Source organism: Nitrosomonas ureae, from assembly GCF_001455205.1.
Lineage (GTDB): Bacteria > Pseudomonadota > Gammaproteobacteria > Burkholderiales > Nitrosomonadaceae > Nitrosomonas > Nitrosomonas ureae.
This window is the reverse complement of record NZ_CP013341.1, coordinates 2301899-2315846: the sequence shown is the minus strand read 5'-3', so window position 1 is coordinate 2315846 and position 13948 is coordinate 2301899. Positions and strand designations below refer to the sequence as shown.

Sequence of the window (13948 nt, the reverse complement as noted above, 5' to 3'; positions counted from 1 at the left end):
GATGTTGCTTGCCACCAAAGAAATGGAGAGATGCACTTTTTGAGCAGAAGCGGAGCCTTATGTACCGATGAGAGGAAGCAGAATTAGCGAGAAATGGTCCTTATATAAGGACTTGATTTATAAGTATCTAATGAAGAATTATCAGCTCTAGTTCGGCAGAAACAATGTGTTAATGCCTGGCAATTTCCTAATCTGGATGGTATTCGCTAGTGAAAGAACTAGCGAATAATGTTCTAATCGGCTTAATGCAGTGACTACACGTTTAATGTGTGAGATCAGTAGTGTCCGGCAATTTAGTTGAATAGATTCAGTTGGTTGTTGTTATGGTGAGTGATCATTTGCATCTCAGTATTTTTAAGTAATTGATCTAGGTTAGTTTTCTCGAAAAGAGTTAGGCTCAGGATTTGTAGGATTGTGTAAAGTGAAGTCTCGGTATTGAGTCGCTTTTTTACGATGGCAACCAAGACATAAACCGAGATGGCAATCCATATCTGTGTCTTGACTGCGTTTTCAGTGGTTCCGTAGAATTGCTTGATACGAAGATGTTGTTTGATCCACTTGAAGAATAGTTCGATCTGCCAGCGACAACGATAAAGCTGAGCGATGGTCAGTGCAGGTAAATCGAAGTTGTTGGTTAGAAATACCAGATGCTTGTCGTGTTCGGCATCATAGAACTTAATACGTCGTAGGTGCTGCGGGTAATCCTTGCTGGCCTTCGTAGCGGTCAATGCAATGGTCTGATCGCATCGCAGTCCCGTGGATTTGTCCACTGAGTGAGAGTAGACACGGCGAAAAAGGAGACTGGATTTAGCGCGCGTTACAAAAAATGCTTGTGCTTGATGCATAGTGAACCAGCGAGCAAAGTCGGTAAAGCCCCGATCCATGATGTAAAAGCTGCCAGCTTCGGGGATCAGGAAATCGAGCACATTGACTTCGTGCATCTTGCCGTCGCTGATATGGATGAACGTTGGAATGTTGCCGCGTAGATCAAGCAGTGTATGCATCTTGACGGCAGCTTTGGTCTGACGAAAGCGCGCCCATGGAAAGACGCTCAAACACAGATCGATGGTCGTGGTATCGAGTGCATAGACTGTCTGTTCCAACTCCACCGCTAAGCTATCGCTGGAGTAAAGCTTTCTGGCGATCTGGATCAAGCTCATCGCGAAATCCATGTAGATGCGACAATCGCGCTGCTCGTTGGCATCGGCCAACGTACTCTTGGCGATGTTGCCTCGTATGCCCAAGTGATAAAGCTTAGCTTGGTGAGCGCGCAGACAGGTTTCGATGTTGCGCAGACTCTCGCGGTAAGTCAGCTGCGCGAAAGCCATGCAAAGAAATTGATCGAGATGCGAAAGAGTCTTGGTGGGATATTTGGAAGGGTAACGCTGTACACAGCGGCGGAATGTGTGAAGGGGCAAGTAATCCATGAGTTGTGCGAATACCAATTTGCCTGAATGCATGATAAGAAGCCACGTAGGGAAACCTCCAGTTTCGCAAAAAATTCACTTTCAAATCGGTGACACCCCCAAACATACCATTTCATTCTACAGATCAATCTGTTATACAATCATCTTGGGTAAATTGCCGGACACTACTGGTGTGAGATCTTAAAAAACAGTGCTTCTAGGCTAATTAGACTAACTAAGCATCTTTTATTCTAATCATCTTCACTGTCTTGCCTATGATCTTTGCCAGGCCTGGATGATTCATACTCATAGTTCATTGAATTGCCCCGACGTCCCAGTACAACCGAGATGATACCATCACCGTATTTAAGGCATGGTATGATTAATTTATCACCTTGTACCGCTGCATAACATTCACTGAGATCAGTAGTATAGCTAATTGGACAGTTTTTAACTGTCTACCAGCTTAACATCAATTATCTGACTAACAGTATTTAAAGTTGTAACTACAGCGGTAGCTTTTTTGATAATGACGTCAGTTGCAGTTGTGTCTATATTCAAACCGAGAAGATTCAAACCTGAATCGGCAAGACACGAATTCAAAGTACCGTCACTAAGGTTTCTCACAACCAATTGAGAACCTGGCACACTGTTATCAAGAATAAAAATGGAATTGCCTTCCACCGCAATAGTTTCAGCCATAATAGACTGTATATTTGCAATAAGCAGTGATATTGCACAAGACATTGTTAAAATAATTTTTTTCATAAAATCTCCTGCAATATTAGTTTATTGGAAAACTTAGCTGTCGATTCTTTATTCATCGTATTATCATCAAGATATCTGACAGCCTTAGAAGTTTCGTTAGGCAGATAAAATATAATCATAATTTCGGTAAATATTGCGAAAATACAACAATAGTCAGAAACTCACTCAAAAAGATTCCTGCACAACCTCGCCTGGCAGTGCAATAACCAACTAAAATAGAGGGGGTTAAAAGACAGCTGGAGCAAAAGATGCAGATGAGTTTTGGAACACTGGAATTAGCAGAGCGATTGAAGCGAGAAAATGTTCTGGTGAAGATTGATGCCCTAATTGAGTGGGAGGACTTACGTCCGAAACTTACGGGTTTATACAAGCGCGAGTTATCGCATGGTGGAGGCCAAGAGCCGTTTGATGGGTTGTTGATGTTCAAAGCGATCCTGCTAGGTCAGTGGCATAGTTTATCGGACGCTGCGTTGGAGCAAGCACTGTGTGTATGCATTGATTTTCTGCAATTTTGCGGACTGTCCTTGTCGGATGCGATACCGGACGAAACCACTTTGTGCCGGTTCCGTAACCGACTAATAACCAACGACCGGCTAGATGATCTGCTGGCCACTATTAATGAACAGCTTCAATCCCACGGATTGATGATCAAGGGTGCGACAGGAGCGGTCATTGATGCCACGCTGATTGAGTCAGCGGCACGCCCTAAAAAGACCATCACACTGGAAGTGGATGCCGAAGAAGGTAAGGTTGTTCAGTTTGAAGATGGTAGTCAGCCTGGAATCAACTGTATCGAAGAACAAAGCGCGGATCCGGATGCGACCTGGCTAAAGAAAGGCAGGAAGTCGCAGTTTGGCTACCGCAGTTACCTGGTGGTGGACGCACAAGACGGCTATGTGCGCGGGGTTCACACCGCCCCTGCCAACCAGAGCGAAATGATGCATTTCGAAGCCGCTATCGATGGTGCGCATATCGAGGCGAATCGGGTGTATGCCGACAAGGGATCCGCCAGCAATGCCAATCGGCAATTTCTAAGAAAGCAAAAGATCAAGAGCGCAATCATGCATCGCGCGTACAAGAATAAACCCCTCTCGTCACGCCAGAAGCTGGCGAATCAATTGATCAGTAAAAAACGCTATATTGTCGAACAGTGTTTCGGCACAATCAAACGCTTATTCAGAATGGAACGCGCCAGCTACTTCGGTACGACGAAAGTCAACGCCCAAGTCATACTGAAAAGTATCTGCATGAATCTAAAGAAAGCAGCCAACAAAATCTTCGTAGACCAACCATTAAGGGGAGCGATCCGTCCAAATATTACATAAGGGGGAAAAATTCACCTAAAAAAAGGAAAAAACTTCACTTTCTATTAAAGTGACGTGCAACAAGTGTCACTTGGAAAATTTTCTCTGTCGCTACAGCAAAATTCTTGCGGTTGTGCAGAGGTCTTTCAAATCAATTGCCCTAAACCAAAGACTGAGCTAAATATGTTATTCGCACCCTCATGCAGATGTGGCATTGCCAAACCAACTTCGAGAATTGCTTCGAAGGGCGGATTCATATGGTAGTTACCCAGCAATAGCGGTATTAAGAAAGTGTAATTGCTTTCATGAGGGGCAAGGCTTACCGGATCTGATTCTTTGCAGCATTCACTTCCGGATCCACCAAGAAAATCAACAGTAGATTGAGTACCGTGATCGATCACTAATATATATGAGCTAGTATCGACAAGCAAAAAAGATCATAGCCTCGATTTAAGAAAATTAAAATTCCAATCCAGAAACGTAACGCTTTATTTTAGAAAATACGAGTACCAAAGCTCTCAAAATAATATTGATCAATTTCATCACGAGAGAACTGGTGATTTTGTCCGCCGCGCTGGACGATTTTTAAGGAACCCATCAACGAACCCAACTGCCCTGTAGTTTGCCAATCCAGATTATTGACGATACCGTATAGCAATCCGGCACGATAGGCATCGCCGCAACCGGTGGGATCGATGATTTCTTTAGGCTTAACACTAGAGATCTCAAATTTCTTGCCATCGGCGTAAATGAGGGAGCCTTGCGCACCCAGTGTGATGATCAGGGCTTTGGCTTTGTTCGCCAGGGATTCCAGATTGATTCCTGTACGGTCTTGCAGCATCTGACCTTCATAGTCATTGACGGCGATGTAATCGGCCTTGTCGATAAAATCGAGTAGCTCCTCTCCGTTATACATCGGTAGCCCCTGTCCCGGATCAAAAACAAACGGAATGCCGGCTTTGTAAAATTCGCGCGCATGCTGCATCATGCCATCGCGTCCGTCCGGCGCAATAATGCCCAACTGAATATCGCGGGTTTCCTGCACGGAATTAAGATGTGAGAAGTTCATCGCTCCCGGATGAAACGCGGTGATTTGATTATCATCCAGATCAGTGGTAATGAAGGCTTGCGCAGTGAAAGTATCGGCTACGTGCAGTACATGTTCCTGGGTCAGGCTTAATCGCTCAAAGCGTGCGGCATAAGGCGCATAATCATCGCCGACGGTCGCCATCATGACAGGCTCACCACCCAGCATTTTTAGATTGTATGCAATATTACCGGCACAACCGCCGAATTCGCGGCGCATTTCAGGAACCAGAAATGCGACATTCAATACGTGAATTTTCTCAGGCAAAATGTGATTCTTAAATTGATCCTGGAAAACCATAATATTATCGTAAGCGATAGAACCACATATCAATGTGCGCATTATTCGGTTTTCACCTCGATTAATAGAGCTGACTTTATTGGGTCAGGCACCCTGCTTCCAGGCCAAATCCGGTTCACGCGCAGCCTTGACATCATCCAGCTTACGCACCGGCATAGCATGCGGCGCGCCTTTCACCATATCCGGTTGTGTTTCGATTTCCTGCAGGATTTCTTTCATTGATGTAACAAAGGCATCCAGCGTCTCTTTGGATTCCGTTTCGGCTGGTTCGATCAACAAGCATTCGGGAACCAACAGCGGGAAATATGTCGTGGGGGCATGATAACCTTTATCGAGCAGGCGTTTGGCGAGATTCATCGCGGTTACGCCGGTTTTATCCTTAATATCTTTCAGCGTTACGATGAATTCATGGCTGGCACGGCGATTAGGATAAGCAATTTCAAATCCTGCTTTGCGCAATTCAGCCATCAAATAGTTGGCATTCAGTGTAGCAAACTCGGAAATACGATGCATACCATCCAATCCCAGCAAGCGTACATAGATATATGCGCGTAGCAGCACACCGGCATTACCCATGTGTGCGGATAATCGGCCAATGGATTGCGGTTTGTCTTTTTCAGTAATCCAGCGATAGGTCTCGCCATCCTTGGCAACAATCGGAATCGGCATAAAAGGTAACAAGCGCTCCGCCACGCCTACCGGCGCAGAACCCGGACCTCCACCGCCATGTGGAGTCGAAAAGGTTTTGTGCAAATTGATATGTATCACATCAAACCCCATATCGCCCGGTTTCACTTTACCCAATACCGCATTCAGATTGGCACCGTCGTAATACAGCAAACCACCCGCCTGATGCACCACACGACTCATTTCAGCAACATTTTTTTCAAACACGCCTAATGTCGATGGGTTAGTCAGCATCAACCCGGCGGTTTTTGGCCCAACGGCGGCTTTCAATGCGCCCAGATCCACATTACCATCTTTGTCAGTAGCAATCTCCACCACTTTGAAACCGCACATCACGGCAGTAGCCGGATTTGTACCGTGCGCAGCATCGGGCACAATGATTTCAGTGCGTTCAAAATCGCCGCGCGATTCGTGATAGGCACGAATCATCATGACGCCGATCAATTCGCCCTGAGCACCGGCCATCGGTGTCAAGCTGACACCGGCCATGCCGGTAACCGATTTCAGGATTTCCTGCAACTCATACATGCAAGCAAGATAACCTTGCCCGGTGTCTTCCGGTGCCAGTGGATGCCGGGACAGAAATTGCGGCAACATCGCTAAAGAATTACACGCACGCGGATTATATTTCATCGTGCATGAACCTAGAGGATAAAACTCGGTATCTATTGAAAAATTCTTTTGTGATAAGCGAGTGAAATGACGCACCGTATCCATCTCGGAAACTTCCGGCAGCAGCACTTTCGATTTGCGCTGCAGATTCTGCGGAATTGCAGACTTGCTTGCCGGTTTTGCCGGTGATTGGGAATAATTAAAACGCCCTGGGCGCGAGTGTTCAAATATCAACATGATCTATAGATTCAATCTCAATTTATTGCTTCAAGGCAGCCATGGCTGCGTCATAATTAGGTTCATCCGCAATTTCCGGAACCAGTTCAGCATGAATGATTGTGTCTGATTCATCCAACACAATTACCGCGCGCGCTGTAATTCCACCAAATGGGCTATCGGCGATTAAGACCCCGTAATCCTTCATAAAATTGGCACCACGCATGGTCGATAATGTAATCACCTTATCCAAACCTTCAGCGTCGGTAAATCGGCTCATGGCGAAAGGCAAATCCGCGGCAATAATCAATACTACGGTATTATCCATATTACTTGCCTGCTGGTTGAATTTACGGGTTGAAATGGCACATACCGGCGTATCCAGACTGGGGACAATATTCAATACTTTCTTTTTTCCTGCATATTTGGCCAATGTAACATCCTGCAGATCTCGATTGACCAAAGAAAATGCCGGTGCCTTTTGACCGACTTTGGGAAAAGCACCTTCAATTTGGATGGGATTTCCTTTGAGAGTAACCATGATTTTTCCTTAACGATATAGTTGAAAGTAATAGGTTTAAGTAAAGCGAGGTTAATTAACCAAGCACTTGCTGCATGGCGGTTGCATAATTTCGCAAATCAGATTCAGTCTTGGTTTCCGTTGCACAAACCAACAAGGTATTACCCAATTCGGGATATTGCCCTTGCAAATTATATCCCCCCAGAATGCCTTTCTGCTTCAGCTTATTCAACACATCCGCAACAGGTTGAGACAGGGTTAATGGGGCTTCATGGAATACAGGTCCGCTGAATGTTCTTTCCACTCCCTTGATCTTCACCAGCTGTTCGATCAATTCCAGCGTATTGGCGTGAGATTGTGCCGCAACCCGGCGCAATCCTTCCGCTCCCACTAACGACATAAAAATAGTGGCTGCGGTCACCATCAACCCTTGATTGGTACAAATATTGGATGTTGCTTTTGAACGACGGATATGTTGTTCGCGCGCCTGCAGGGTCAGCACAAATCCTTCTTTGTCATCCAAATCCGTAGTACGGCCAATAATACGTCCAGGCATCTGACGCACCAGCTCGTTTTTACACGCCATAAAACCAAAGTATGGACCACCACTGGATAGAGGTATTCCAAGTGGCTGACCTTCACCGACAGCAATATCGGCGCCTTTGCTACCCCACTCTCCAGGAGGAGTTAATACTGCCAACGTGGTTGGATTAACGACACCGATAGCAAAAGCATTCTTGCTATGCGCCCAATCGGTCAATGCATCGACTTGTTCCAACACTCCAAAGAAATTAGGCTGTGGAATCACCAGAGCGGCAAAATCTTCATGATTCGAATTGGCTAATGACTCCGGTAGAATTTGCCCGCATTCAGTGCAGTAAGGCAATTCCACCACTTCAATTTTTTGATTGCTGACAATAGCACGAACCACTTGACGATAAACAGGATGAACTGTTTGCGGAATCAAAATGCGCCGCGACGATTTGTGCGAACGCACTGCCATCAAAGCAGCTTCAGCAAGAGCCGTAGCGCCATCATACATGCTGGCATTGGATACATCCATACCGGTTAGAGAAGCCATCATGGATTGATATTCATACAATAACTGCAAAGTCCCTTGACTGGCTTCCGCTTGATAAGGTGTATAGGAAGAATAAAACTCTCCGCGCGTGGTAATTTGCCAGACCGCCGCAGGTATATGATGCTCATAAGCACCTGCACCAATGAAGTTTTGATAAAACCCATCTTGAGTAGCACGTGCCATCATCAGTCGAGTTATTTCCATTTCGCTCAGTCCGGGAGGAACGCCTGTTAATTCATCGCTGATCAATTCTTTTGGAATTTCATCAAAAAGCTCTTCAATTGTTTTTGCGCCAATGCTGGCAAGCATTTCGGCAACATCTTCTTTGGTATGTGGAATAAACGGCATGATTTATCTAGAAAACTTTTAGAAATAAGACATTAAAATAGTAAAACAAAATACATTTCAATCCTGGATGGATATTAGTGATCCTCGTTCTCGACCAACTCGTTATAAGCAGTTGCATCCATTAATCCATCCAGCTCGGCTGTATTGCTGGGTTTTAATTTAAATAACCAGGCGGAATAAGCATCTTCATTTATTTTTCCCGGTTCGTCGACCAGCGGAGAATTCACCGCGGTAACTTCACCAGAGATAGGAGAGTATACATCTGCAGCTGCCTTGACTGATTCCGCAACTGCGCATTCCTCTTTTTGTTTAAGTACACGTCCAACTTCCGGTAATTCGATAAACACCATATCACCGAGTAATTCCTGTGCATGATGGGTAATACCAACAGTTACTGTGCCGTCCGCTTCGGATTTTACCCATTCATGAGATTTGCTATATTTTAAATGTGTTGGAATACTCATTTTTCACTCCGGATTAAAGTAATCTAATATTTTTAATTAATTGTTATTAAACCAATACCTTGCCATTTCGCACGAATGGATATTTTACCACCTTTACGCGCAGCTTTTTATCGCGGACGATGACATCGACTTCATCTCCAATGGTTATTTGCGTGGGGATACGTGCCAAAGCAATCGATTGGTTCATGGTTGGCGAGAATCCGCCACTGGTAATCTCACCCGAATACTCAACGCCATCTTTTTGTCCGACAACTTGTTGATGGCTTCTCAGTACACCACGATCAACCAGTACCAATCCTACCAATTGATGCGTAACCACGGTACCTAAAAGTACCTGTTTACCAATGAAATCACGCTCGCTTTTCAGATCAACGGTCCAAGCCAATCCGGATTCCAACGGGTTTTTCGTCTCATCCATATCTTGACCGTATAAATTCATACCTGCTTCCAAACGCAGCGTATCACGCGCGCCCAATCCGGCAGGAGCAACGCCGACATCATATAACGACTTCCAGAATGCAGGCGCATCGGCAGCGGGCAAAATGATCTCAAAACCATCTTCGCCGGTATAGCCCGTACGTGCAATGAAGTATTGCCCGACAACTGCGGATTGAAATTGTTTCAGATCTTCTGTCGCTGACTGAGAATTTGAAATGACTTGCCAGACCTTAGCGCGAGCATTGGGCCCTTGCACGGCAACCATGGCAAGATCGCGTCTTGGTGTAATTTCGAGATTAGGTGCCCATTCATCACGTTTTTTGAGCATCCAGGCGACATCCTTATCCGCTGTACCGGCATTGACCACGATGCGGAACCAGGTTTCAGACAGGAAATAGATGATCAGATCATCGATAATGCCTGCTTGCGGAGTCAGCATGCAGGAATATAGCGCTTTGCCGGGAAGCGTCAATTTATCAACATTATTTGCCACCAGTCGACGTAGGAAATCACGCACATTGTCGCCTTTAATATCCACTGGCAACATATGTGAGACATCAAACATGCCTGCATCCTGACGGACTTTATGGTGTTCGTCTAACTGTGAGCCGTAATGTAACGGCATATCCCAGCCACCAAAATCCACCATCTTGGCATTCATATCACGGTGGGTTTGATTAAGGGGTGTCATTTTCAGCACGGAATTCTCCCGGAAATAAATAAAAGTCATCTCAGATGGCTTCGCACCCCTCTGTCCTTTTACCTGAGAGATTTACAGATTAGCATCCGCGTGCCCCTTCGGTGGCCAAAAACAATTCCTTGGCACTCTCCAGATTGCCCGTCACAAGCGGTTCTTAAGGAACAAGTCTGACTTGACCATGCCTGAGCGATTCCGGGGGGTTACGCCTTCGGCGGCGCTTCTTAATAATTAGCGCGCTCTCCTGCTTGGACTTCAAATGGCTGAGTGCGAACTATACTCTAGTAACAATGTTTTATACAAGCCATTCAAATAAATTTTCTGACAGATTACAAACAATGATGATCAAAAAAGCAAAGTGATAGGCAGATACAGAGAAAGTTCGAATGATCAACTTAAAATAATAAATAATTATTTTAATATCAGTCTCTTGAGAATCTTATCCCAATCGTTGCATGAGTATCTGATGCCGTTAATATGGCAGAAAAATGATCATCGATTTGAATCCACTGCGCACGACCAAATTTGATAGTGGCCGGAGTGAGCGGATCACATCCTCTTGCATTTTGCAATTCATCCGAAATATTCATACAAACTGAATGATATAGTTGCTGTGCCATGTCGATATCGGAATCAGGTATCGGGGCATCACGCGCAGTGGGACTTTTGTTCCGTCCGCCACTCATGCCCCGATAATAGGTGATTTGACGAAAAGCCGGATTATCATCGACCTCCACACGGGAAATCGTACTCCGGCCTTTATCTGCATACTCCTGCTTGGTATACAGGGATTCATTGATCTTCGTGTAATCTCGCGCCTGCAGAATTTCCCCAATCATTTCCAATGGTGTATTGATTGAAATACCCTCGATTTCAATCGTTTCTAAAGTTCTCTTTTCCAAACTACTAGTCCACCCTTGCGATGCAGCAATGCATAATATCGTGGTAATCCATAACAATATGGGCTTTCGGATAAAACAACCCTGCCATGAATTTTGCCATTTCATATTGTTCATCTCAACCTCCTTGTAAAAACATTAATGCGCATGTTCCCCAGGCGGTGGCATGATTTCGTCCTCCTGATTAAGTTGCCTCAATTGGAGTGTTAAGGCATCAAAATTTTGCCAACCGAATCCCTCGAATTGAGCCACCCATCGCGCACGTAAGTAACCGAAACGATCGGTAATAAATTCCATGTGTCCGGGAAACATTCCTTTGCCCGATAGATCAGGAACTGTTCTAACCCGCCGATAGAGCCAATAACTATCTTTGATTTCTGACCATCCCTCAATAACCACAGGAAAATTTGCAATTTCAGCGATTTGTTCTAACTCCCATGGCTCCAGGGCACGAATCGGTACCGCCAGAACCTCAGTATCTAGCGCCTTGATTCGGTCGGATGAAGCAGCTAACTGAAAAAAACGGTCTTTGGATTGTGGCCAGGAAAACAAAACCAGCAATACATTCTTGTGTAAACGAAAATCCCTTAAATTGCCACTGGAACCATCATTCGCTGCATAGTCAAACACTGGCGATGCGATGACAGGCATCTCGGGTAAAATCATGCTTCCCAACAAGCGTGAATCAAAACCACGCGATAATGCGTGAAGAAAATTGATCAAATCCCAGCGATCATCTTCGGACAAAGTTGCAGCAAAACCCGGCATCGGCGTCCCCGGGATACCATGCGTCAGCAGATGAAAAACATTACCTACGGTATATTGTGCCGTATGCTGTTGTGTGAGCAGATCGGTAGGATCCCGTACATCAGGATCGGCAACAGGCTGAGTACCCTTACCTTGCGGACCGTGACAGTTGATGCAATTTTCTGCGAACAGCCGGGAGCCATTGACAATGGAAATGGTATCAAAAGGTACCGTCGGCTTCAGATAAGTCTCAGGATAGGCTTCGATGGCCAAAGGCGGCAAAGCAATCGCCATGGAACTGATCCCCAGAATACCAGGCACTAAAATCTTTATCATCCTGCTCCAATGATACCTCTTACCCAACCAAACGGTGCACAATGCAATAAAGAACAAAACAACTCCAGACCACACCATTTCCTGCACATACGGTTCATCCCAAGTTGCATTGATCGAAAAACGGAATGGATAGGGCCAATTCTCAATCACCGTATGCTTGGCCGGCAACGTGTTGGCCAGGACGGTTGCAAGCAGCACCAGTAATAATGCCAACAAAAACTCAATGCCGACCCACTGCCTTAAATGTTTGGCACTGCGATGGGCCTGTTCAGTGCCATCCTCGAGCAGCATGGGAAGCCACCGGTAACGTGCTTGATAGGCGATCACCAAAATAACCGTCAAGACGCTGAGCTTCGCGATCAACAACCAGCCGTAAGGACTGGCAACCAGGGTATGATAAAAGGTTTCAACCAGGCGATCGGTGACAATCAAGCCGGTAATAGCCAGTAAAAGTATTACAGGCAACGCAACGGCCGAGAACTTCTTTAGATAATTTGCCGTTTTCAAATCTACTGCTTTACCGGATCCACTGTGGTTGCTGTATAAAATAAACAGAAAAGCCGGTAACGCACCAAACCAGGCACCTGCCAATAATATATGCACTGCATACGGGGCAACCGCTACAAACGACATTTCATCCGCACTGGAATGACTCATCAGCGTACCCGCTATCAACGGAAATGAAGCGGCAACCGCCCATAAAAGATAATGCCATCGTTCCCGCTTAACACGCTGAAAATAAAATATAACTATCAATAACATACTTGCCAGTATCGCACGCGCCACCCAAATATAACCAATCTGCGTCTTCTGCATGATTTCCAGCCAGGCAAATGGACTCCAAACGTTCGCAACAACTCCCGTTGCTTCCCCCGTGGTGACGGCCAGAATGCCCATCAATCCTAACAAGATGATACCTGCCATCCACGGAAACCATCTTTCCAGCCGGACAACCCAGGAGGCTCCAAACAATGCTTTCTGTTGGCCAATAATTACCAGAAAAATACAACTTCCGAACAAAATTAAATTGGCGGTCAATTGTGACCACCGTGCAATTGCAGCAATGATTTCAATCATGGTTTTACGATAGGAACATTTCTATTATTGTGATAATTCCCGCAAGACAAATTGTGATAGACAACAACTCGATCAGCAGGCAATTCAGAATTTTCTAGGCTCAGATAAAATTATTAAAACATTCTACCTTGAGTTGAAGGATATTCAAGCCTGCAAATTATACAAATTTGCAGATTGCCATGCCTGTTGCCTGAGGGTTGATTGCTACTATTTGTCGATTGAACCAATAGCCCCGCCTTTGCTGGATTCAGATGCATAAAACATATCAATCGCCAATCACCACGTCGATCATATATTTCGAGAACATGCGGAAAAGTTCTCACCTGCTGAACTCGGGGGTGCATCCGTATATCGTCTTGAATCTGCCGTGCTTTGATGGATGATATGCACCGCCGACGCAGAGTGATGCTGGAGGAATTACCGTGCAATGGCAAACTATGAATAAAATTGGTAAATTACGTCATCATAAAACAAACTGTAAAACCAAAGAAGAACGGAACGGGGTACTGAATAAACGCAGATGCGATTCCGATGGGTTGGGTAGCAAGCCATCTTTTACTGTTAAAGTAAACATGGCTTGCCGGATTGTTTCTCGACTATCTATTTGAGATGCATGCTATTTTTGACCGATTTTACTCCGGCGACACCGCTGGCCACTTCGATCGCTTTATTAATACTGGCGGAGGAGCTTACAAAGCCGCTGAGCTGCACTACCCCCTTGAATGTTTCGACATTAATTTCGGTAGCCTTCAGTGTCGGTTCATTCAGTATGGCGGCTTTTACCTTGGTGGTAATAACAGTATCGTCAAAATATTCTCCTGTCCCTTCCTGTTTATGCGTTGATCCGCATCCCACGATAGTGAGTAATGCCACAGTCAAAAAAGATAAAAGGAATAATCTCGTGAAGTACTTCATAATTCAATCTCCTGTCAATTGCTCATCTCAAACGATCAGCTTAATT

At 45.2% G+C, this 13948-nt stretch carries 12 protein-coding genes and 1 riboswitch; of the genes, 1 reads left to right on the top strand and 11 read right to left on the bottom strand.

What is annotated here, in order from left to right; all coding sequences use genetic code 11:
- Positions 1–293 precede the first annotated feature (293 nt).
- Entirely contained in the window at positions 294–1460 is a 1167-nt protein-coding gene (locus tag ATY38_RS10610; protein ID WP_062558265.1) for an IS4 family transposase, read from the bottom strand.
- Positions 1461–1856: 396 nt separating this feature from the next.
- Positions 1857–2174 (bottom strand): hypothetical protein, encoded by a 318-nt coding sequence (locus ATY38_RS16590; protein WP_235590255.1) that lies wholly within the window; start codon positions 2172–2174, stop codon positions 1857–1859.
- A gap of 248 nt (positions 2175–2422) precedes the next feature.
- Between ATY38_RS16590 and ATY38_RS10600 the strand changes: the two genes are divergently transcribed.
- On the top strand, positions 2423–3499 hold the full coding sequence (locus ATY38_RS10600) for an IS5 family transposase (RefSeq protein WP_062559276.1): 1077 nt from the start codon (positions 2423–2425) through the stop codon (positions 3497–3499).
- 472 nt (positions 3500–3971) lie between these two features.
- Here the strand turns inward: ATY38_RS10600 and ATY38_RS10590 are convergent, their stop codons facing one another.
- The 9 genes from ATY38_RS10590 to ATY38_RS10550 all read right to left on the bottom strand — a co-directional run bounded on the left by ATY38_RS10590 (position 3972) and on the right by ATY38_RS10550 (position 13902).
- A complete protein-coding gene (locus ATY38_RS10590) occupies positions 3972–4907 on the bottom strand; it encodes a carbohydrate kinase family protein (RefSeq protein ID WP_062559274.1) in 936 nt (311 codons plus the stop codon).
- Between the two features lie 42 nt (positions 4908–4949).
- Positions 4950–6401, bottom strand: coding sequence for an aminomethyl-transferring glycine dehydrogenase subunit GcvPB (gcvPB, locus tag ATY38_RS10585; protein ID WP_062559273.1), 1452 nt, complete (start codon positions 6399–6401; stop codon positions 4950–4952).
- A gap of 22 nt (positions 6402–6423) precedes the next feature.
- Positions 6424–6921 (bottom strand): thiol peroxidase, encoded by a 498-nt coding sequence (gene tpx / locus ATY38_RS10580; protein WP_176767923.1) that lies wholly within the window; start codon positions 6919–6921, stop codon positions 6424–6426.
- 55 nt (positions 6922–6976) lie between these two features.
- Complete coding sequence (gcvPA, locus tag ATY38_RS10575) at positions 6977–8329, bottom strand: aminomethyl-transferring glycine dehydrogenase subunit GcvPA (protein ID WP_062559271.1); 1353 nt, start codon at positions 8327–8329, stop codon at positions 6977–6979.
- 74 nt (positions 8330–8403) lie between these two features.
- Positions 8404–8793, bottom strand: coding sequence for a glycine cleavage system protein GcvH (gcvH, locus tag ATY38_RS10570; RefSeq protein ID WP_013647778.1), 390 nt, complete (start codon positions 8791–8793; stop codon positions 8404–8406).
- A gap of 46 nt (positions 8794–8839) precedes the next feature.
- Positions 8840–9931, bottom strand: a complete 1092-nt coding sequence (gene gcvT, locus ATY38_RS10565) for a glycine cleavage system aminomethyltransferase GcvT (protein WP_062559270.1) — start codon at positions 9929–9931, stop codon at positions 8840–8842.
- A 41-nt stretch (positions 9932–9972) separates the two neighbouring features.
- Positions 9973–10074: riboswitch (glycine riboswitch) on the bottom strand.
- Positions 10075–10350: 276 nt separating this feature from the next.
- Complete coding sequence (locus tag ATY38_RS10560; protein WP_062559269.1) at positions 10351–10944, bottom strand: hypothetical protein; 594 nt, start codon at positions 10942–10944, stop codon at positions 10351–10353.
- 21 nt (positions 10945–10965) lie between these two features.
- Complete coding sequence (locus tag ATY38_RS10555; protein ID WP_062559268.1) at positions 10966–12987, bottom strand: CopD family protein; 2022 nt, start codon at positions 12985–12987, stop codon at positions 10966–10968.
- Between the two features lie 600 nt (positions 12988–13587).
- The gene (locus ATY38_RS10550; protein ID WP_062559267.1) at positions 13588–13902 is read right to left on the bottom strand and encodes a BON domain-containing protein; all 315 of its coding nucleotides are present in this window, start codon (positions 13900–13902) and stop codon (positions 13588–13590) included.
- Positions 13903–13948 lie beyond the last annotated feature (46 nt).